This window comes from Runella sp. R0.1_18 (assembly GCF_057652155.1).
In genome coordinates this window covers 167,032-186,068 of sequence record NZ_JBYFCK010000003.1, presented here as the reverse complement: position 1 = coordinate 186,068, position 19,037 = coordinate 167,032, and the positions used below count along the sequence as shown (strand labels likewise).

General features: G+C 44.6%; 21 protein-coding genes, 1 pseudogene and 1 riboswitch. Of the genes and pseudogenes, 11 read left to right on the top strand and 11 right to left on the bottom strand.

What is annotated here, in order from left to right:
* Positions 1 to 25 precede the first annotated feature (25 nt).
* Positions 26 to 1,327, top strand: a complete 1,302-nt coding sequence (locus AC23P2_RS06275) for a hypothetical protein (RefSeq protein WP_487772394.1) — start codon at positions 26 to 28, stop codon at positions 1,325 to 1,327.
* 112 nt (positions 1,328 to 1,439) lie between these two features.
* Here the strand turns inward: AC23P2_RS06275 and AC23P2_RS06270 are convergent, their stop codons facing one another.
* Together AC23P2_RS06270 and AC23P2_RS06265 are read right to left on the bottom strand one after the other, a co-directional pair.
* Positions 1,440 to 1,823 (bottom strand): DUF3037 domain-containing protein, encoded by a 384-nt coding sequence (locus AC23P2_RS06270; protein WP_487772393.1) that lies wholly within the window; start codon positions 1,821 to 1,823, stop codon positions 1,440 to 1,442.
* Positions 1,801 to 2,598, bottom strand: coding sequence for a HipA family kinase (locus AC23P2_RS06265; RefSeq protein ID WP_487772392.1), 798 nt, complete (start codon positions 2,596 to 2,598; stop codon positions 1,801 to 1,803). Before AC23P2_RS06265 ends, AC23P2_RS06270 begins: the two co-directional genes overlap by 23 nt.
* A 207-nt stretch (positions 2,599 to 2,805) precedes the next feature.
* Between AC23P2_RS06265 and AC23P2_RS06260 the strand changes: the two genes are divergently transcribed.
* A complete protein-coding gene (locus AC23P2_RS06260; protein ID WP_028526913.1) occupies positions 2,806 to 3,069 on the top strand; it encodes a hypothetical protein in 264 nt (87 codons plus the stop codon).
* A gap of 2 nt (positions 3,070 to 3,071) precedes the next feature.
* On the opposite strand, the gene AC23P2_RS06255 is transcribed toward AC23P2_RS06260, so the two are convergent.
* A complete protein-coding gene (locus tag AC23P2_RS06255; protein WP_487772391.1) occupies positions 3,072 to 3,803 on the bottom strand; it encodes a thioredoxin domain-containing protein in 732 nt (243 codons plus the stop codon).
* A 144-nt stretch (positions 3,804 to 3,947) separates the two neighbouring features.
* Positions 3,948 to 5,255, bottom strand: a complete 1,308-nt coding sequence (locus AC23P2_RS06250) for an aminotransferase class V-fold PLP-dependent enzyme (RefSeq protein WP_487772390.1) — start codon at positions 5,253 to 5,255, stop codon at positions 3,948 to 3,950.
* A 225-nt stretch (positions 5,256 to 5,480) separates the two neighbouring features.
* On the opposite strand from AC23P2_RS06250, the gene AC23P2_RS06245 reads away from it, so the two are divergent.
* Complete coding sequence (locus AC23P2_RS06245; RefSeq protein ID WP_487772389.1) at positions 5,481 to 5,933, top strand: hypothetical protein; 453 nt, start codon at positions 5,481 to 5,483, stop codon at positions 5,931 to 5,933.
* A gap of 222 nt (positions 5,934 to 6,155) precedes the next feature.
* On the opposite strand, the pseudogene AC23P2_RS06240 reads toward AC23P2_RS06245, so the two are convergent.
* A pseudogene (locus AC23P2_RS06240) lies at positions 6,156 to 6,950 on the bottom strand (ribokinase); the annotation flags it as partial.
* Positions 6,951 to 7,027: 77 nt separating this feature from the next.
* Here AC23P2_RS06240 and AC23P2_RS06235 point away from each other — a divergent pair.
* Positions 7,028 to 8,611 (top strand): Na+/H+ antiporter, encoded by a 1,584-nt coding sequence (locus AC23P2_RS06235; RefSeq protein WP_487772388.1) that lies wholly within the window; start codon positions 7,028 to 7,030, stop codon positions 8,609 to 8,611.
* A gap of 7 nt (positions 8,612 to 8,618) precedes the next feature.
* On the opposite strand, the gene AC23P2_RS06230 is transcribed toward AC23P2_RS06235, so the two are convergent.
* The 5 genes from AC23P2_RS06230 to AC23P2_RS06210 all read right to left on the bottom strand — a co-directional run bounded on the left by AC23P2_RS06230 (position 8,619) and on the right by AC23P2_RS06210 (position 12,027).
* Positions 8,619 to 8,882, bottom strand: coding sequence for a hypothetical protein (locus tag AC23P2_RS06230; RefSeq protein ID WP_487772387.1), 264 nt, complete (start codon positions 8,880 to 8,882; stop codon positions 8,619 to 8,621).
* 43 nt (positions 8,883 to 8,925) lie between these two features.
* Complete coding sequence (locus AC23P2_RS06225; RefSeq protein ID WP_487772386.1) at positions 8,926 to 9,399, bottom strand: XAC2610-related protein; 474 nt, start codon at positions 9,397 to 9,399, stop codon at positions 8,926 to 8,928.
* Between the two features lie 325 nt (positions 9,400 to 9,724).
* The gene (locus AC23P2_RS06220) at positions 9,725 to 11,023 is read right to left on the bottom strand and encodes a prolyl oligopeptidase family serine peptidase (protein WP_487772385.1); all 1,299 of its coding nucleotides are present in this window, start codon (positions 11,021 to 11,023) and stop codon (positions 9,725 to 9,727) included.
* Positions 11,024 to 11,204: 181 nt separating this feature from the next.
* On the bottom strand, positions 11,205 to 11,549 hold the full coding sequence (locus tag AC23P2_RS06215) for a zinc ribbon domain-containing protein YjdM (protein ID WP_028526920.1): 345 nt from the start codon (positions 11,547 to 11,549) through the stop codon (positions 11,205 to 11,207).
* A 79-nt stretch (positions 11,550 to 11,628) separates the two neighbouring features.
* Entirely contained in the window at positions 11,629 to 12,027 is a 399-nt protein-coding gene (locus tag AC23P2_RS06210) for a winged helix-turn-helix transcriptional regulator (RefSeq protein ID WP_487772384.1), read from the bottom strand.
* Positions 12,028 to 12,152: 125 nt separating this feature from the next.
* On the opposite strand from AC23P2_RS06210, the gene AC23P2_RS06205 reads away from it, so the two are divergent.
* Entirely contained in the window at positions 12,153 to 13,025 is an 873-nt protein-coding gene (locus AC23P2_RS06205; protein WP_487772383.1) for an SDR family oxidoreductase, read from the top strand.
* 195 nt (positions 13,026 to 13,220) lie between these two features.
* On the top strand, positions 13,221 to 14,369 hold the full coding sequence (locus tag AC23P2_RS06200) for an acetyltransferase domain-containing protein (RefSeq protein WP_487772382.1): 1,149 nt from the start codon (positions 13,221 to 13,223) through the stop codon (positions 14,367 to 14,369).
* A gap of 3 nt (positions 14,370 to 14,372) precedes the next feature.
* Here AC23P2_RS06200 and AC23P2_RS06195 read toward each other — a convergent pair whose 3' ends face one another.
* Positions 14,373 to 15,290, bottom strand: a complete 918-nt coding sequence (locus AC23P2_RS06195) for a CE1 family esterase (RefSeq protein ID WP_487772381.1) — start codon at positions 15,288 to 15,290, stop codon at positions 14,373 to 14,375.
* 173 nt (positions 15,291 to 15,463) lie between these two features.
* Here AC23P2_RS06195 and AC23P2_RS06190 point away from each other — a divergent pair, with 173 nt between their 5' ends.
* From AC23P2_RS06190 to AC23P2_RS06170, 5 genes are all read left to right on the top strand, one after another.
* A complete protein-coding gene (locus AC23P2_RS06190; protein ID WP_487772380.1) occupies positions 15,464 to 15,964 on the top strand; it encodes a DinB family protein in 501 nt (166 codons plus the stop codon).
* Between the two features lie 59 nt (positions 15,965 to 16,023).
* Positions 16,024 to 16,114, top strand: a riboswitch (TPP riboswitch).
* Positions 16,115 to 16,223: 109 nt separating this feature from the next.
* A complete protein-coding gene (locus AC23P2_RS06185; protein WP_487772379.1) occupies positions 16,224 to 16,949 on the top strand; it encodes a class I SAM-dependent methyltransferase in 726 nt (241 codons plus the stop codon).
* Positions 16,949 to 18,004, top strand: a complete 1,056-nt coding sequence (locus AC23P2_RS06180; protein ID WP_487772378.1) for an AIR synthase family protein — start codon at positions 16,949 to 16,951, stop codon at positions 18,002 to 18,004. The genes AC23P2_RS06185 and AC23P2_RS06180 overlap by 1 nt, the downstream gene beginning before the upstream one ends.
* Complete coding sequence (locus AC23P2_RS06175; RefSeq protein ID WP_487772377.1) at positions 18,001 to 18,639, top strand: thiamine phosphate synthase; 639 nt, start codon at positions 18,001 to 18,003, stop codon at positions 18,637 to 18,639. The genes AC23P2_RS06180 and AC23P2_RS06175 overlap by 4 nt, the downstream gene beginning before the upstream one ends.
* Positions 18,617 to 18,889 (top strand): Trm112 family protein, encoded by a 273-nt coding sequence (locus AC23P2_RS06170; protein WP_487772376.1) that lies wholly within the window; start codon positions 18,617 to 18,619, stop codon positions 18,887 to 18,889. The genes AC23P2_RS06175 and AC23P2_RS06170 overlap by 23 nt, the downstream gene beginning before the upstream one ends.
* Positions 18,890 to 19,037: the final 148 nt, after the last annotated feature.

The window sequence follows — 19,037 nt, the reverse complement described above, 5'->3', positions numbered from 1 at the left end:
CCGTTTTGCCTTATTTTTGCCCCCTATGAACACAACAGCCATTCATCAACCGATTTCCAAGCTCAAATCCCAGATGGAAGCGCACCTGCAATGGGGCGAAAGCAGCGTTTGGAATAATTACGATTTTGAAAAACTCAGTGAGCAGATTGTTGAAAAAACAGGTGTATCGTTGAGTGTCTCGACTTTGAAGCGGATATTTGGGAAAGTCAGCTACAAAAGTGAGCCTTCCATGACCACCCTCAACGCACTTGCGCAGTTTTTGGACTACGAAGATTGGCGTGATTTTTTGGTCAAAAATTCAGAAAATACCGAAACTACTCCCCCAACAATTATAACAACGCCGCCCGTTTCACTTCCACCTTTACCTATCCCCAGAACGAGTTTTTGGAATCGTCAACGCTGGACTTTAATCGCACTGGTCGTTGTTTCATTAAGCATTTTTAGTTTTTATTTTCTTTCGAGCAAACCCAAATACAATCCCAACGATTTTAGCTTTGCATCAAAAAAAATGCTCACCGAAGGATTACCCAACTCGGTGGTATTTGACTTTGACGCGTCCAATGCCAACCCTCAAGATTCGGTATTCATTTCGCAATCGTGGGACGTGCGACGCAAGGTGTTGGTCAATAAAAACAACAAACATCATTCGTCCATTTATTATTACCCTGGGTATTTCCGCGCAAAATTGATGATTGGGAAGGAAATCATTAAAGAGCACGACATTCAAATCAAAACCGACGGCTGGCTTGGCGTAGTTGAAGCCGATTGGGGTATTGAACCTTTGTATTTTAAGCCATCTGACATCCTAAAAACCTCCGTCGTTGAGATAGATAAACCTGTATTAGACAAGTACAACGTTCCGCTATACCCAACCCCTCCCAAGATTCGACTGTTCAACCAGAAAGACCTCAAGGGCATAATGACGGATAATTTCAGTTTTGAAACCGAACTAAAAACCAGCCCTTCTGAAAGCAGTAATGCCTGCCAAAATGTAACGGTGTTGTTGCACGCCAAAAACGACATTATGATTGTCAACCTTACGAACAAAGGCTGCGTTGGCGACATTTCCTTGGCTGCTTTTGGGTATTATGTGGAGAGCAAGACGGCCGATTTGAGTGGTTTTGGCTGCACGCCCAGCGACTGGACCAAGCTCAAAATTGAATGTAAACGAGGGGATATGAAAATTTTTGTCAATAACAAAGTGGCTTACATTGCCAAAATTACCAACGCCCCTACCGAAATCGTCGGCGTACAATACCGTTTCAACGGCCCCTGCGCCGTGCGGAATACCTGGCTAGCGGGGAACGCTGAAAAGGTGATCTTTTAACGCATTCATTTTTTGCTCGCAGATGTTCCCAGATTTAAAGGCGCTAAATAACGCAGAAAGACTATCATCTGTGATGTGAGTTGTTTAATCTGTGTCTTTCTGTGAAAAAAAACTATTCAACAAGCTGGACAAAAAGCTGCTGAAGCGTATCATCTGGATTTTGGCACAAGCCAGGATGCACAGGAGAAGATTGGATAATGGTGCTTCGGGTTGAAGTAAGCCACCGAAACCGCTCAGCAATAGAAAGTTGCCCAATACGTCCACCGTCTTTTCGACCTGCACAAATGCGCTCGAAAGTACGTAGGCGCTCAGTTAATTCATTGCAGCAAACGGTTGACCCAAATACTTTGAGTCGGTCTTCGTTGAGGAGAAATTTGGTTTGTAAAAACCCTTTCGAAGGGCAGTATAAGATCACCCCAACGTTGAGAAATTCTTCACGCTCTACCCTCGGAACAAAGCGGATGACGGCATACTCAAACAAGTAATTTTCTGGCATTTTGGGCTTCGTTGACAAAAATTTCTGACGCAGCAAGGCGCGTTTCTAAAAATTGAATATATACTTGACGACGCTCCTCAGCAGTCATCGAATTGGAGGCATCTACAAGCCATTCATCAGGAACAAGGCTAACAATCTCCCGAATACGTTCAGGGGTAAGTTTAGCCTTAAACTCCTCATCAACAGTCTTTAATTCGGACGCTTGCGGCAGCAAAACATGGTCTTTGATGGGGGCAAAAGGCCGCTTTGCTTGTTGTTCCCAATTGTCCCATGAATGATGAAAATACAAAGCCGCACCGTGGTCGATAAGCCAAAGTTCTTTGTGCCACATCAACATATTGGTATTTCGCGACGTACGGTCAACGTTGGTGATTAGGCAATCAAACCAAACTACTTGCGAGGCTAATTTTGGCTCAATAGTGGTTACCAAAGCATCGTACGTAATGGCCGCCGACAAAAAATGCAAGGCCAAATTTAGCCCCACACTGGCTTTCAATAAGTCCTGAATTTCTTCGTCGGGCTCGGCTCGGCTGAAGGCAATGTCGAGTTCGGTAAAGACGAGTTCTGGAATCTTAAACCCCAGCGTACGCGCAAGTTCGCCCGCGATAAGCTCCGCGATGAGTGCTTTAGGCCCTTGCCCAGCCCCACGAAACTTCATAACGTACAAAAAACCGTCATCGGCTTCGACAAGGGCAGGGAGCGAACCGCCTTCACGCAATGGTGTAACATACCGCGTTACGTTGACAGTTCTGAGGGTAGAAAAAGATGGACTCATTCGTCTTTAAGCTAAAGCTTCTCCACAAAATGGGAGGCAGGATTGATTGAAGCTGGAAAGTTAGGGGGTTTTTAAGACATTTGGTAGTAGTTTGTTCCCAAATCCTTGCATTTTCATCCCGACAATGTGTAGTTTTATCACTTTGATTTTCTTTCAAAAAGACATGAAGCTAGTTTTGAGCCAAAAACAAAAGAAAATGCAGCCACTATGAAACCAACTCGTTTTTATTTATCCATTTTTTTCGGTTTTGGAATAGGGGTTTTTATATACAGCACCCTTTTTGGGGAGTTTTATCCCGTTTTTGAAAGCTTTTTTGATTCACAAATACCTTCTCTACCGCTTTTTGAGAATATTGTCAATACCACAGACTGGCCTAATGCCCTCATAAAGCCAACTGCTATCGCGAGCTTTGCTACTGTTTTTCAATGGATTGCAGATAAGACCAAGGCGCGGCGGCAAGAAAAGAAATAATGTCACTGTTGAAGCTGTTTCACCAACTCTTCTTTTCCGATGTAACCCACATTTTTCCAAACCATTGTTTTGTTTTTATAAACAAGCACGGTAGGAAGTCCCTCGATGCTTAGCTGAGAGGCCAATTCAGCACTATCGTCGGCATTGATGCGCACCACTTCCACTTTATCACCCATTTCGGTTTTAATTTCTTCTAAATAAGGTGCCATTTTTTTGCAAGGCGCGCACCAATCGGCGTAAAAATCAATCAAAACTAGCTTAGGTGAATTAAGTGCCGCATCAAATTGGTCGCGGTTCATGCCCGCAGGCTTGGCTACACTTACGTTGGCTGTGGTTTCGGGTAGTTGTGCCGCACGCCAAGCCATCATCCCATTTTCTATTTCAAGAACATTTTTAAAGCCAAAACTGCGCATTTTTTCGGCGGCAGCGGCACTGCGAGCACCACTCAAACAATACACCAAAATGGGTTTATCGCGCTCAAAACCATCAATTTTATTTTCAAAACTATTGGAATTCCAGTCAATGTTATGCGCATTTTCGAGGTGTCCTTGGGTGTACTCTTCAGGAGTTCGGACATCCACTATCGTCAGTTTAGGGTTGTCTTTGATTCTTTTTTGGGCCTCTGCGGCAGAAATTACCCCATTTTCAGTGGCTGTTGACGTTTGTTCGTTTGATTGCGTTCCACAGGCGCTGAGGGTTAGGAAAATTGCGAGAATGAGGGTGTATTTTATCATTGAAGGTAATTTTGGTGTTTTAATCCTAATACGGCACAAAGATGAAAGCAAAAATGAAGCTAGTTTGCAACATTTGTCACATAATAAAAAAGACCTTCCGAGTTTTGGAAACTTGGAAGGTCTAGCGCCTAAGAACAAAATTTTCTATCCCGTTTTTTTCCGAGCCGTTGTCGCTATATCGTCAAGGGCATGAACAAGTCGGTCGAGGTCTTTGGGGGTGTGATATACGTGCGGTGTTACCCGAACCCCTTTGATGTTTTCCCACTCAATACCCGTCGTATGAATCTTGAATTTATTATAAAGTTGCCCGTCCAATTCCGACGTTTTAAGCCCATCAACCGACACCAAGGCAATGGCACAGGCGTATTTTGGATTGGGCGAAGTATGTATTTTTACGCCAGGTATTTGTCGTGCTTTATCCGTCCAATACCGCTGTAAATAATGCGCGCGAGCTTGTTTGCGAGCCGTACCGATAGAAAGTTGGAAGTCGGCGGCCGAACCAATCGCCATTTCGGAGGCAAATGAGCGCGTGCCTAAACTTTCAAATTTGCGAATATCGGGGCCATCGGGCTCGTTGTTGGAAAGCAAGGCCCACACCTTAGATATTTTATCTTTTTTGACGTACATCATTCCGCTACCAAAAGGTGCACACAGCCATTTGTGAAGGCTGGTAGCGTAATAATCGCAGCCCAAATCAGGAATTTTAAAATCTAGCAAAGCAAACGTATGTGCCCCATCGGCAATGACCTCGATGCCACGTTTGTGGGCTTCGTCGGCAATTTTACGAACGGGTTGAATTTGACCCACCCAGTTGATCATGTGCGTAATGTGTACCACCTTGGTTTTGGAGGTAAAAGCACTCACAAATTTATCAACAAAATAGGCGTCGTTTTCTTGGGGCAAATCAAGGTTAATCCAGACCAACTTAATGCCGTCGCGCTTTTCGCGCTGTTTCCAAGCATTAATCATATTGGGATAGTCTTGTTTGGTTAACACAACTTCGTCACCTGGTTTTAAATCAAGCCCAAAAATGACTGTGTTTAAGCCTTCGGTAGCATTACGGTTGATGGCAATTTCTTCGGCTTCGCAACCCGCCAAATCGGCAAGTTTGCTACGGAGCGCTTCACGGCCTTGATCCAAAATCCGCCACATGTAGTAGCTCGGGGCTTCGTTGCAATATTGGTAAAACCGAATGTGGGCATCCTGAACCGAACGCGGCTGCGGACAAACGCCGCCGTTGTTGAGGTTAAGCAAATTAGGCGAAACGGTATATTCCGTTTTGACCCAAGCCCAAAAGTCTTCATTCTGAGCAGCTTCTACAGGCGACAAATGTCCGATTTGGCGATTGAGTGTCTCAAAATTGTTCGCTTCGGCAGAGGTAAGAAAAGGAGGAAGACTGAGCGCACCTGCAGTAGCACCAAGCGAGCCCAAAAATTGACGACGGTTAAACATTCGATTGTGAGTTTTTGAAATGTAATGCGGCTTACAATACTACAAAAAACTACTTAAAAAGGCTACTGAAATCGGGTTAAAAAACAATAGAAAATACTTCGATAAAATGCCCGTTAAATAAATGCTTTGGCAAACTATGCCATAAACGGTATATGATTTTCTATATTTGTGAGCAGACTTATGTCCGTTTAACCATTACTAATCATCTAACATCTCTACTCATTTATGAAACAGCTTCGTTTAACATCTGCACTTTTGGTACTTTTAATGGCTTTTGTCATTACCTCATGTAGCAAAAAAGACGAACCAGAACCTTCGATGGGCGACCAAGTCGCTGGCACATATACCCTCACCAAAGTGACGGTTAGTGGGTTTACTGCCGATATGCCGTTTACTAATCCTACCACGGGAGTGACACTTTCGGGAAAGATTGTGGCAACAAAAGTAGCTGACGACAAAGCATCAGCCATTATTACCCTTACGGATAAAGATGCCTCAGGAAAAATCACCGACGATGTATCTAATTTGGGTGAAGTAACCCTCAAAAAAGCCACTACGGGCGAAATTGAAGCCTACAGCGGTACGATAAAAGTAGCTACTTATACTGGTGGCTTGCTTACTATTTCGGCGGTTGATGCTGATTTGGGCGCTATCTCTTTTGTTGGGAAGAAAAACTAATTTCCTATACTCAACGATTCTAGTGCCGTTGGTTACTTATCACCAACGTATGAGGTTTCTCAAAACTGAAATAATCGAGGTTTTGAGAAACCTCCTAGTCAGATTTGAGAATCTGACTCCACTTTAAAAATCTGACTCCACGACTTACATTACTTCTTCTTTGGATGGGATTGACACCGCGCCACCCGCACGGGTAACGCAAATAGCGGATGCTTGGGTGGCTTTTTGGAGGCAAGTATCTAAGGTTTCACCCGATGACCAGTTGGCCAAAAAATAACCAATAAAGGTGTCGCCTGCGGCGGTCGTATCTATGGCTTTTACTTTTTTAGCATTAATGGATATTATTTCGGACGCATGTTGGTAGCATGCGCCTTTTTCGCCCAACGTCAGCAAGGTAGCTGCGTTGGGAAATTGTTCAGCCATTCTTTCCAAAATACCCGCTGCCGTATTTCGGTTGGTTAGTTCTTCACCTTCCACTTCATTGATGATAAAAACGTCAATGGTTTCCAAAGGCAATTCAAAAACACTAGATGTCATGGGGGCGGGATTAAAGAAAATTTTCAGGCCGCGTTCGGATGCCGCAAGGAGTAATTCGGGCAAAGCATTGATTTCATTTTGTACCAATAAAATATCCCCTTTTTCAAAATGCTGAAGCACGTCATGGATTTGGGAAGAATGGATGGTCTGATTAGCCCCGCCGTGGATGATGATGGCATTTTGGCCATTGGGCTCCACCTGAATAATAGCATGACCCGTTGGGCCGTCAGAAATGGTTAAGAAATCAACGTTTACCCCCCAATCGTTCAACTGATTTTTTATCCACATACCATCTTCTCCAATGGCCCCTGCATGATAGACTTGCACGCCTGCTTTGGCCAATGCGACACTTTGATTACAGCCTTTGCCACCCATAAAAACTTGGTACGACGTACTGGCAATGGTTTCGGCGGGTTTTACAAAATGGGGAACTCCATACACATAGTCAATGTTGATTGAACCAAAATTTAAGATTTTCATATATTTTTGGAAACGTTAGTCAAAATTAAATTTGATTGATTTTACTAACTTTACCAAATCCACATGTACATTCTCCCATGATTCACGAAAATTTACTGCTTATTGTTACCCTGTTGATGGCTGTGTCGATGCTGTCGATGCTCAGTGAAAAGCTAAAGGTCCCGTATCCCATTTTTTTGGTACTTGCGGGCTTGGTGATTAGTTTTATTCCTGGCATTCCAGTAGTGACTCTGAATCCTGACATCGTTTTTCTCATATTTTTACCTCCTATTCTCTACGCGGCGGCATGGAATACGTCATGGCGAGAGTTTTGGGCGGCACGACGAACGATTAGCATGATGGCTTTTGGGCTGGTATTTTTTACTTCCACGGCGGTTGCACTCGTAATGCAGTTACTCATTCCTGATTTTCCGTTGGCGCTCGGTTTTTTGTTGGGGGGCATCATTTCGCCACCCGATGCAGTGGCGGCGACGTCGGTACTACAAACCGTGAAAGTACCCAAGCGTGTCGTCACTATTTTGGAGGGCGAAAGCCTCATCAATGATGCTTCGTCATTGATTGTTTTTCGATTTGCGTTAGCAGCTGCTTTGACGGGAGAGTTTACGTTTTCCAACGCAGCTACTAATTTCTTTGTGGTGGCAGGTGTTGGTGTGTTTATTGGGCTTTTGTTTGGTTTTGCGCTTTTTTATATCCACAAATACCTACCCACCACGGCCAGTATTGATACTTCTTTGACCGTTATTTCTCCGTATTTGATGTACATCGTTGCTGAGTATTTTCACACTTCGGGGGTGATGGCGGTGGTGAGTGGCGGGTTGTTTTTGAGCTATCGTTCGCACGAAATGTTTTCCTACAATACCCGCATTCAAGCCTATTCGGTGTGGGATGTTTTTATTTTTATCCTCAATGGATTTGTCTTTATCCTGATTGGCCTCCAGCTACCTGCTATTTTTACGGTGCTTCAATTGTACTCCTTAGCCGAACTTATTTTTTACGGGTTAGTAATAAGTGTCTTGGTGGTACTTATTCGGATTGCATGGGTGTTTTCTGGGATGTATTTGTCGTGTTTTTTATACAAACGAGAGCGTAAATTGAGCTGGAGAAATGAGTTCTTGATTGCTTGGAGCGGAATGCGGGGTGTAGTTTCGTTGGCATCTGCTTTGGCCATTCCTTTGACCTTGGAGGGAGGTGCGCACTTTCCCCACCGCGACCTACTACTTTTTATCACCTTTGTTGTGATTTTGTTTACGTTGGTATTTCAAGGGCTCAGTTTATCACCCATTATTCGTTGGTTGAACATTAGCGAAGAAGAAAATGAAGACAAAGAGCAAGAGGTGGAGATTCGGCTTCGTTTGGCAGATGCGGCGCTCAATCATTTGCAAACCAACTACATAGCAGAACTCGAAACCATTGATGCCTATATCCGCATCAAAGATCGGTACCAACGAATGTCAGAAATTGCCAATCAGAAATTATTAAAGGAAGATACCGAAAAGGCAGTACCACACTTTTTGCCCAAATACCGCCGTATGTTGCTGGAATTGGTCAATGTTCGCCGCCGTGAGCTTTATAAACTACGGAATGAAAAAAGCTATTCGGATGAATTGCTTCGCCGAAAAGAGCACGAATTAGACTTGGAAGAGGCCCGATTGAACGAGTAAGGGTACGTTAAAATGTGTTATTTCTACGTTGAATTTCAGCTTGGAGATTTTTGAGTTTATTATTGGCATTGCGACCAATCATAAAAGCCGCAACCATCAATATGACGGGAAGAAATGTGCCTTTGTGAGTAGCGGAGTAAATGGCAATACCGACCAAAAAGCCAACAAAAATCGCCGTAGGTATGCGTTGCGACTTTAGCTTTTTCTCTTCTGTCCTCAATTCTTCAAGCGTTAAGTGCCCATAATCTTTTGTGCCAAGCGGATTTTCCATGTTTAAAGTGGGTTTGGTTTGGCACAAAGATAAGTAACGGTCGTTACTGTTTGTAATAATCTGCCACTTTGTACTTTTTGACGTTAGATACCCACTTTCCATTTTTTAGTTCACGGCTTGTCACTTTTACGGTTTCGTCCTCAGTGGCTTCTTCAATTTCACGTACTTTCCTGAGCCCCTTTCTAAAAACAACTTCGTACTCCGTTTTTAAACGCCAACAACAACCCGATTTATCCTCACAAATTAATCGTTTACGTGCTTGGTCTATCATAAACATCCCCAAATTGTCTGATACTAAATCGGTTAATTCTGAACTTTTTACAAAGCGCTGTTGGGTACTGTTAAACACATAAATATCGTAAGTAGGTGCTCCATAGCTGCCGTTGTTACCATTCCGAATAGCAAGGTCAATTTGATTATCAAAGTTAAAATCATCAAACTTTAGTGCTTCTTGCTGGCTGTATTTTATGAGCGTGTTAGTGGTCAGTTTTTGACCATTTTCAATATCGAAAACCAAATTTTTTGACGTAATTATCTGGGAGTTGGCCTTGGAAATTAGCTCGATCGTACCCTTTCCGTGGCAATTCGATTCCGTGCATTTTTCTATCTTTACTTTGACCGTATAATTGTGGGGAGCTTGGGTAATTAGAAATGTATGCTGCGCCCATAACGCACTTGAGAGCGTTAAATATAGAAGTAAGGAAAACAACTTTGCCATTTGCGGGATGAAACAATTTTTTCTTAACGATAGATTTTTAGACTGAAGATACGTTAAAATTTGCTCAGCTTCAATGTTACCAAATCAGGGTGTACGAATAAATGCAGGTACACCCTGAATCATGCTACCTCTTCCGCTGTGCGGCCATCCATTCCATGATGGTGGTAGGGCGGCCGTTGAGGCGGACGAGCGAGCCGTCGTAGTCGAGTTGGGCGTGGTTGACATGCGAGTAAATCCACGACCAATGTCCGTTGTAGTAATAATTGTCGCCGCCAAAAAAGCCCGAAAGGTCGGTTACGTGGTCATAATAGCTGAAATACACGTTTTTAGCTCCTGCCTTTTTCAAACGCTCGTACACGGGCACTACCGTCAAATCAGGCTTAGTCGTGGCGTCTTCTTTGCAATGGATAAACCACATCGGCACATTTTTGATGCTGCTAATTTGGGCGTCGGTAATGTACTGCGATTGGTAAGCCAAGGCACTGATATAGCCCGCCGCAAAATAGGCAGGTTCTTTTAAAATTAACTTGAGCGCCATGTAGCCGCCGTTTGAGCAGCCACCCACGTAAATGCGCTTGGGGTCAATGTCGGGGTGTTGGGCTACGTACGCTTTGATGAGCGCCATCAACCCTACGTTATATACGTCCTCGCCCGAGCCAGGCTGCATCACGCCCTCCTTGTTGTGCATCCATGCGCCAGGGCATTGAGGCACCAAGACGTAAGCCGCGCCAAAGTACTTTTGAATGTCGGTGGAGGCATAATTAAAAGCTTTGTTGCCAATCAGTGGAATTGTGGGGTCAGTGCCACCCTCACCACCACCGTGTAACCAAATTATCAAGGGGTTTTTAGCTGACTTGTTTTTGGGCGTAAAAGCCGCATACGACATGGTTTTGCCCGCTTCGTATTCATATTTTCCCGTCAAGTCAAATTCGTCGATGCCTAAGCGAAGCCTTGCTTTTTCTTTGTTCCACACTTGATTGGTTTTGGTGTTGGTAACATTTACTTGATAGTTGACCCACGAATTGCCTCGACATTGGCCACTCTGCGAGTACTGAAAAGGCGAAGAGAGAGGCATGTTAGGCGCTACCGCCAGAACGAGCGTAGCCTGCGAACCTTCTTTGATTCGATTACCTTGGGCGTCAGAAATATAGGCAAATACCACCGTCCGATTGCCACTTTTGAGGGCATCAGGAATGGTGGCGCAGTCCGAACTCCGCGTTACGGCAACGGTAAAATCTTTGAAATCGACGTTGTTTGAGGGTGCATTCAGCGCAACAATCACTTTGCTGACCGCAGGACCCCAATCGTAGCCTTCGACTACCAGGGTATAATCGCTCGAAGATTGAGCTTGGGCGGGAGTTCCCCCAAAAAGTGCGCACAAAAGCACAAAACAAATGACTTTGGTAAGGTGTAATACTTTCATGAAAGGTTAAAGAATAAGTGAATAGCCAAAGATAGCTATTTTTTGAATGTCGAGGGCAGAGGGCAGAGTGTCGAGTGAAAGGAGTTAATTGACTAATTTGAAGATTTGAAAATGAGCAAATGGCTAATTATCGAATTGAATTTTCAAATTACCTCATTAGCACATTTTCAAATTACCTAGCTTACGCTTTGCGTACAAACTCCGATTTGAGTCCCATCGAGCCGAAGCCGTCGATTTTGCAGTCGATGTTATGGTCACCTTCGGTGAGGCGGATGTTTTTTACTTTCGTGCCTGCTTTGATGGGCTTGGGCGCACCTTTCACGGGTAAATCCTTGATAACCACAACCGAATCACCGTTTTGAAGGACGTTCCCGTTGGCATCAATTACTTTTAATTCACCCTCTACCACTTCTACCTCCGCATCTTCGGGATTCCATTCGTGAAAACATTCGGGGCACACCAACAAACCATCGCTTGGATAAGCGTATTCACTACCGCATTTGGGACAAGGAGGAAATTCTGACATAGGAAGGTTTTATTTTGATTAGGCCGCAAATGTAGAAAAATTAGCTACAAAAAGACATACAAAAGCACTTCTCAGAAGTTTATCCTGCATTCCGCACACCACTAAACGCAGGTAAATTGTCCATAATATTGGTTTGGCGGTGTTGCAATCCCCACTCAATCATTGTGTCAATTACCCTGTGCAATTGCTCTCCCGATTCGGTAAGTTCGTACTCAACCGTCACTGGAATGGTATTATAAACCTTCCGACTGATGATACCATTAGCCTCCAAATCTTTCAACTCTTGCGAAAGCATCCGCGGAGTGATTTTAGGGATTTCTCGCTCAATTTCTTTGAATCGCTTTTTGCCAAACAACAGCGTCCCAATAATGGGCATCTTCCACTTTCCGTGAAAGGCATTTAAAGTGTCTTGCACGGCTAAAACGTACGACACAGGGCATTTTTTTACGTTCTCAATGGACTTTAACTCTTGTATCATCTTGTTAATCATATTGCTATACTTTTTGATATTGATATACTTTTGTATATCGCTATATTTTCCATAGCAAAGTTAAACTACTTTTGTGACCATCAAAAACAATTTTCACATAAACTTTTATAAAAATGATTTTAGTAACAGGCGCCACAGGACAACTCGGAGGAAGCGTAGTTGAGAATTTACTTAAAAAAATACCCGCCAGCGAAGTAGCGGTATTGGTACGGGATGCGGCAAAAGCCGAACACCTCGCTGCCCTAGGGGTGGACATCCGTGTAGGAAGCTATTTTGATAAAGCATCGTTGGCATCGGCATTGCAGGGCATCGAAAAGGTGCTATTGGTTTCTTCCAACGATTTTCATGACCGTTTGGGGCAACACAAAAACGTAGTGGATGCCGCTAAAAATGCGGGTGTGAAGCATATTTTATACACGGGTATTGCTCTAAAAGACATTAACACATCGCCTTTGAAACCCCTATTTGGCGACCACTTCCAAACCGAAGATTACATCAAAGAAAGTGGGTTGACTTATACATTTCTCCAAAACAGCCTTTATTTCGAGGTAATTCCACAATTTGTGGGGGCAGGTGTCTTGGAAACAGGCGTTTTCTTTCCTGCTGGGGAAGGTAAAGTGGCGTTTGCGGCGCGTCAAGAGTTAGCGGAAATTACGGCTACGATTTTAACGACCGAAGGCCACGAAAACAAAACGTATCCATTGACGGGATCGAAAGCCTATTCATTTGCCGAAATCGCGGCGGAGCTTTCTACTTTATCGGGTAAAAATGTGCCGTACATTAATCCTGAACCAGCCGCTTTTGAGGGTGCATTGAAGCAATTTGGCTTGCCCGACGTTATTGTTTTGATGTCGGTGTTGTTTGCGGCAGCGGTGAAAAACGGTGATTTTGACCAACCTTCACCCGTACTTGAAAACATTTTGGGTCGTCCAACAACTACGCTATCGTCGTTCTTAAAGGAAGCGTTTTCTTTAGAAACGGTTTAGTACTGCCATCGGTTAATTAATCACCTAGTGCAGTCGGTTTATCATAACCGACTGCACTAGGTTTTGAGAAACCTCGGACACGCAGAAAACCTCGGGCAGGTCGAGTAACAGTCTTGTCTGCCCATTAGTTTTTATACCTTTTGGACTTTTAGAGGTTGTTAGTCAGCTCTTCTAAACAACCCTATCGGCCTATTTATGAAACGTATCCCGTCTATCGACACCGTGAGAGGAATTGTTATGGTCATTATGGCCCTCGACCACATTCGAGATTTGATTCACATTCCCTCCCAGACCCTTGATCCTACCAACTTAACGACCACCACCGCATCCATTTTTATGACCCGATGGGTTACGCATTTTTGCGCGCCGATATTTGTGTTTTTGGCGGGAACGTCAGCCTATTTATCGTCCCAAAAACCAGATAATCACTTGTTTTTAATCAAGCGTGGGTTGTGGCTGGTCTTGCTGGAATTTACCGTTATTACCTTTGGCATTTGGTGGGATATTCATTTCAATGTATTTCTGTTTCAGGTCATTGCAGCCATCGGACTTAGTTTCGTGCTTTTAGGGCTGCTTCATCGGGTTTCTGCTTCGGTGTTAGGCGTGGTAGGTGTTGCTATTATGACTTTTCACGGAGCATTTGCCTTGATTCCGTTTGCTGAAGGCTCAGTCTTACGGACGGTATTGACCCCCATTTTTTCGGTAACGGCCTTGCCCTTGCCTGCTTCTAAAACGCTCATTATGGGGTATCCTCTCATTCCTTGGCTGGGCATTATGTTGGCGGGATACGGCGCTGGAAGTTATTTTAAAAAGCCTGCCCAACAACGAAAACTGATTTTTTTAAAGCTGGGTGGCGTAGCTTTAGCCGCTTTTGTGGTGCTTCGTTTTACCAATATTTTACTCGACCCGCAGCCTTGGTCGGTTCAAAAAGACAGCTTATTTACGTTCTTGTCTTTTATTAATGTGACCAAATACCCACCCTCGTTGTTGTACGATTTGATGACGTTAGGGACAATGTTTTTGCTTTTGTACTGCTTTGAAAGTGCAGAAAATGCCCTCAGTCGTTTTTTTACTACCTACGGCAAAGTCCCCATGTTTTATTATTTATTGCATTGGTACATCGTCCATTTGACCATGTTTGCCATTCTTTTTGCGCAAGGATTTGGGGTCAAAGATTTTGAATTTGGGTTCAGTTTTGGCCGCCCCAAAGCAGCCAATGGCTTGCCACTTTGGGGCGTATATTTGGTGTGGATAGGGGTTGTCGGAGCGCTGTATCCGCTGTGTCGATGGTTTGAGAAATACAAAAAGGCAAATGCCCACAAAATTTGGTTAAGGTATATTTGAGTGCTACGGCAATTGGTAACGTTGAAAGAATGCCCAAATGACATCGTTGGCGTTGATGGCGGTGGAAGGGTCATCGGCGGCGACGCGACTTTTGACACCCCCAGGCCAGGAATGTCCCCCGTCGTTGGTAAAATAAAACTCGATGGCGCTGTTGGTACAATTGCTCCATTTGGTAAGGGTGTAATTGGGAAAAGTGCTGACCGTTTTGCTAGTGGAAGCGCAACCGTCATTTTTTACCCAAGTCGAAAGGCCGTCGGCGACGGGAGGAAAGTAATACCCAAAAATTCCCGTGCCGCCTTCGTAGGGGACTTTGGCATCTAGCTTGGAATGAATGTGCAAAATCGGAACGGGGCGACTGGGCTGACAGGCCGTTGTTACGGCATAAGTACCAGCTACGGGAGCAATGGCGGCAATTTTGGTAGAAAGCTCACACGCAAGTCGGTAACACATCATGGCACCGTTTGACATACCCGTCGCATAGACTTTTTTGGGGTTGATATTGGGGTATTTTTTTATCAATTCATCAATCAAAACGCGGATGAATTTTACATCGTCAATATTTTTCTCCACTGCATAGTCGCAGCACGTGCCTGCATTCCACGTGCGAGCGCCCAAAATCCCATCGCTCTGTACGCCGTCGGGATATACAATAGCAAATTGAGCGGCGTTGGCCTTTTCCGTCAATAAATAATCATTTTCCATTTGGGTGCCTTTCCCGCCACCGCCGTGTAGGGCAATGACCAACGGAATGTCGTTGGATTGGTCGTAATTAGGAGGAAGGTTGATTAAATAAAAACGGTTTCGGCCATCTACGGTCAACGTCCCTTCGGTGCGACGAAGGGTAGGCTCAGTGGGCTGTATGGGCTGGCAACTAAGGGTAAAAACGAGGAAAATTCCCAGAATGATAGATAAAGTTTTCATGGAAGTTGAAAGACTGTTTAATGGTGAAGGTGTTGCAGATTAGATGCGAAGACTGGGTGAAAGTTTAAACTGTGTCCCCAAAAATTGCTACTGACATAGGGTTGTCATACGCTATCCCGACCTTTGTGTTGTTCAAAAAACAAAAAGAAAGTTTACAAAAAAACACAACAACCATGAAAACATTTATTGAAGTACTTGCCTCAGAATTGGAAAACGAAAGCATCGGAACACGTAAGATGTTGGCGCTGGTGCCTGTCGAAAAAGGCGATTGGAAGCCTCACACTAAAAACATGGCAATGAAGCACTTGGCTACTCACGTAGCGGAGACGGCGGGTTGGATAGAGTCGGTTTTGACAACGGAAGAAATAGACTTTTCCGCCATGCCTTACGAACCACGCAGCTTTGAAACGAACGGAGAGTTGCTCACTTTTTTTGACGAAAATGTGGCCAAATCAAAAGCACAATTGTTACAAACCAAAGACGAAGAATTGGACGGTACGTGGACAATGCGCAACGGCGACGTAATTTTTATGCAACTTTCTAAATACGACACTATTCGCCACTCAATTGGTCAAATGATTCACCACCGTGCGCAGTTGGGCGTATATCTTCGTTTGCTTGATATTCCGATTCCAGGCGTCTATGGCCCAAGTGCCGACGAGATGGGCGCGTAGTTCAACTATTTTTGACAAACTGTTGAATCTTTCAAATTCCTCCCTACTTTTGTGTTCATATTTCATGCACGGGGTGCTGTAAAAAGCTGAGATGATACCCGAGAACCTGAACTGGTTAGTACCAGCGGAGGAATGCAGGAGACAAAAGACGTAGGAGAACTAGCCCCATCGTAAGAGGGGGTATATTCATACTGGTTTTGAAACCTCATTTCGAGCATTCGGTGCAGAAATGAGGTTTTATTTTTTTAATCCAACTCGTATGAATGAAGAACTTCAATTGAGCGAAAAAAGCCTTGTCAATCCTCCACTACGCAACTGGCAAGGCCGCAAAGAGTGGTTTTTTAACCGCGAACACACCGACACTTACGAACTTTGGTACGAAGGCCGCTACAAACGTGCCGAAGTTTGGCAAAAGAAAATCATGGGGCGTTTTGTCACCTCCGACCCGCGCATCAAAACTTTGCTCGAATTTGGCTGCGGCACGGGGCGCTTCACCCGTTGGTGGAAAGAAATCGGCATTGAAGCCGCTGGAGGCGACATTTCTCCCTTTATGCTCGGACAAGCCGTTCATCTTTTTGGAGGAAATTTGGTGTGGGCCGACTCCCATTTTATGCCGTTCAAAAATCACACCTTCGACTGCCTCGCTTTTATCACGACTTTTGAATACTACCGCGACCCCGTGCAGGTAATCCGTGAAGCGGCGCGCGTGGCCAAATACGGAATCGCGTTTGGCATGATGAACCGCAACTCTCCCAAAGTCGTCCGCCGACGAGTACAAGAAGCATTTGGCAAAAATCCCTTTTACGTTACGGCGACGTTTTACACTCCTACCCTGCTTACCCAAAAAATCCACGAGGCGCTTGAGGGAAGAAGCTACAGCATCGAGTGGCAAGCGACGGGGCTTCCTGAGTGGTTTCCTGTGCAAGAATGGCACGTTCCGTACGGCGAATTTTTTGGTTTGTTTGTCAAATTCAACGATGTGTAATGATGGAAAACGCGGGCAAAATCAACGAAGAATATTTCAAGCAAGTCATTTTACCCAACAGTGGTTTTCGGAGAAAAGAAGTGCTCGTAGGGCCGAATTTTGGGGTGGACGTGGCCTTGATTGATTTGCTAGACGAAAGAGCAATGGCGCTTACGAGCGACCCACTCAGTCTTATCCCGACCTTAGGACTACAAGAATCGGCTTGGCTGTCGGTGCATTTGATGGCCAATGACATCGCCACGACGAGTTTTTCGCCCCAGTATTTACAAACCGTTTTGAACCTCCCTACCAGCATCTCCGACGCCCAGTTTCGGGAATATTGGCAACACATCGACCACTTTTGCCAACAAATCAATCTGGCCATCACGGGAGGGCATACGGGCAGCATTGAAGGACAAAATTCGACCATTGCGGGCGGTGGAACCATGATTACCATTGCTCCTAAAGATAAAATATTGACCTCCAACAACGCGCAAATAGACGATTTGATTGTGATGACTAAACAATGCGCCATGTCGTCGGTGGCGATTTTGGCCTTGTCTTTTCCCAAAACGGTCAAACAGCAATTGGGAACAGAAATAGCCCAGAAAGCCAGCGATTTGTTTTACCAAACCTCAGTTTTGAAAGAAGCTGAAGTTGTTCGGAAACTCAATGAAAAACAACGGGTTGTCAACGCCATGCACGACGTCACCGAAGGTGGAGTGCTAGGTGCGGTGCTTGAAATGTCGGTAGCGAGTGGGCTTGGAGTGGAAGTGAACGATGAAAAAATTCCGCGTACTGATGTGGAAACGGCGGTTTGCAAGATGTTTGGGCTTGATTCCCGCTATTGCATTGGGGCAGGCTCAATGATTTTGTCCGTAAACCCAGCCCACGCAACGGCGGTAGTTAGTGTGTTAGTCGAGCAGGGACTACCAGCAACCGTGATTGGTAAGTTCGTCACTCCTTCTGAAGGGCGTACCATTATCGAAGACGGACAAAGAAAACCCCTACCTTATTTTGAAACAGACCCGTATTGGGCGGCATTTTTTGGGGCATATAACAAAGGCTGGAAATGAAAAAGAGCATCTATCTAATTGCTGACCCGAGCCTCGAAACCTCGCTTTTACTCCAAAAAATTGAGCAAGCGCTGCGGGGCGGCCTATTTGCGGTTCAACTTTGGAACCATTGGCGGGGCGTTTTAGACCCGCTTACGGTGATTAAGCAAGTGCATGAATTGACCCGAGCAGCTCATGTACCTTTGTTTGTGAATGAAGGATTAGAGTTTCTAAAATGGACTTGTTTTGACGGAATTCACCTCGACAAACCCAATGAAATGCTTCCCGCCTTAAAAAAACAACGCCCCGATTTATTGTGGGGAATGACCTGCTCCAACCACGTTAAAGAATTACGATGGGCCGAACGGCATTCGCTTGATTATATTTCTTATTGCTCCGTTTTTCCGTCCAAAACAAGTACAAGTTGCGAGTTAGTTACCTCCGAAACCATCCAAAATACCCGCCAATTTTACCAAGGAAAGGTATTTTTAGCGGGGGGAATCAATGAGTTGACCTTACCACGTTTGCATTCGTTGCCTTTCGACGGAATTGCCTTGGTTTCGGCCATTATGGGCGCGTCTAATCCTAACGAGGCTGTTTTGAGTTACCATTCACTTTTAAATCAACCCACCCATGACAAAGCATTTTCTCTCTAAGTTGTGCTGTCCTTTTGACAAAAGCGACCTTCATCTGCAAGTTTTCACCGAAAAAGAACCAGACCTTATTCACGAAGGATTACTGACTTGCCCAACTTGCAATCGGCTGTATCCCATTATCCACGGAGTCCCCATCTTGATTCCTGACAACTATCGCGAAACCCAATTGGAACAACCTTTTTTTGTAAAATGGGAAAGTCAATTGAGCCTCGAAGCGAAAGCAAGGCAACAACTTAGGGGCGCTCTTTAGTATGTTTCAAAAGTTCTAGAGTAATTCAAAGTAGCCTCGTTAGAGGCGCAACATTTGTAGTAGCAGAAGGATATTTTTTTTAGTTTTTGCTTCGGACAGGGCCGCCTGTCCGAAGCAAAAGGATTAGAACTTTATGGACGGATTTATT

Excerpts from the sequence above, each read along its gene's own strand:
- AC23P2_RS06275 (WP_487772394.1), top strand. The coding sequence starts at position 26 with ATGAACACAACAGCCATTCATCAACCGATTTCCAAGCTCAAATCCCAG.
- AC23P2_RS06270 (WP_487772393.1), bottom strand. The coding sequence starts at position 1,823 with ATGCCAGAAAATTACTTGTTTGAGTATGCCGTCATCCGCTTTGTTCCG.
- AC23P2_RS06265 (WP_487772392.1), bottom strand. The coding sequence starts at position 2,598 with ATGAGTCCATCTTTTTCTACCCTCAGAACTGTCAACGTAACGCGGTAT.
- AC23P2_RS06260 (WP_028526913.1), top strand. The coding sequence starts at position 2,806 with ATGAAACCAACTCGTTTTTATTTATCCATTTTTTTCGGTTTTGGAATA.
- AC23P2_RS06255 (WP_487772391.1), bottom strand. The coding sequence starts at position 3,803 with ATGATAAAATACACCCTCATTCTCGCAATTTTCCTAACCCTCAGCGCC.
- AC23P2_RS06250 (WP_487772390.1), bottom strand. The coding sequence starts at position 5,255 with ATGTTTAACCGTCGTCAATTTTTGGGCTCGCTTGGTGCTACTGCAGGT.
- AC23P2_RS06245 (WP_487772389.1), top strand. The coding sequence starts at position 5,481 with ATGAAACAGCTTCGTTTAACATCTGCACTTTTGGTACTTTTAATGGCT.
- AC23P2_RS06235 (WP_487772388.1), top strand. The coding sequence starts at position 7,028 with ATGATTCACGAAAATTTACTGCTTATTGTTACCCTGTTGATGGCTGTG.
- AC23P2_RS06230 (WP_487772387.1), bottom strand. The coding sequence starts at position 8,882 with ATGGAAAATCCGCTTGGCACAAAAGATTATGGGCACTTAACGCTTGAA.
- AC23P2_RS06220 (WP_487772385.1), bottom strand. The coding sequence starts at position 11,023 with ATGAAAGTATTACACCTTACCAAAGTCATTTGTTTTGTGCTTTTGTGC.
- AC23P2_RS06215 (WP_028526920.1), bottom strand. The coding sequence starts at position 11,549 with ATGTCAGAATTTCCTCCTTGTCCCAAATGCGGTAGTGAATACGCTTAT.
- AC23P2_RS06210 (WP_487772384.1), bottom strand. The coding sequence starts at position 12,027 with ATGATACAAGAGTTAAAGTCCATTGAGAACGTAAAAAAATGCCCTGTG.
- AC23P2_RS06205 (WP_487772383.1), top strand. The coding sequence starts at position 12,153 with ATGATTTTAGTAACAGGCGCCACAGGACAACTCGGAGGAAGCGTAGTT.
- AC23P2_RS06200 (WP_487772382.1), top strand. The coding sequence starts at position 13,221 with ATGAAACGTATCCCGTCTATCGACACCGTGAGAGGAATTGTTATGGTC.
- AC23P2_RS06195 (WP_487772381.1), bottom strand. The coding sequence starts at position 15,290 with ATGAAAACTTTATCTATCATTCTGGGAATTTTCCTCGTTTTTACCCTT.
- AC23P2_RS06190 (WP_487772380.1), top strand. The coding sequence starts at position 15,464 with ATGAAAACATTTATTGAAGTACTTGCCTCAGAATTGGAAAACGAAAGC.
- AC23P2_RS06185 (WP_487772379.1), top strand. The coding sequence starts at position 16,224 with ATGAATGAAGAACTTCAATTGAGCGAAAAAAGCCTTGTCAATCCTCCA.
- AC23P2_RS06180 (WP_487772378.1), top strand. The coding sequence starts at position 16,949 with ATGATGGAAAACGCGGGCAAAATCAACGAAGAATATTTCAAGCAAGTC.
- AC23P2_RS06175 (WP_487772377.1), top strand. The coding sequence starts at position 18,001 with ATGAAAAAGAGCATCTATCTAATTGCTGACCCGAGCCTCGAAACCTCG.
- AC23P2_RS06170 (WP_487772376.1), top strand. The coding sequence starts at position 18,617 with ATGACAAAGCATTTTCTCTCTAAGTTGTGCTGTCCTTTTGACAAAAGC.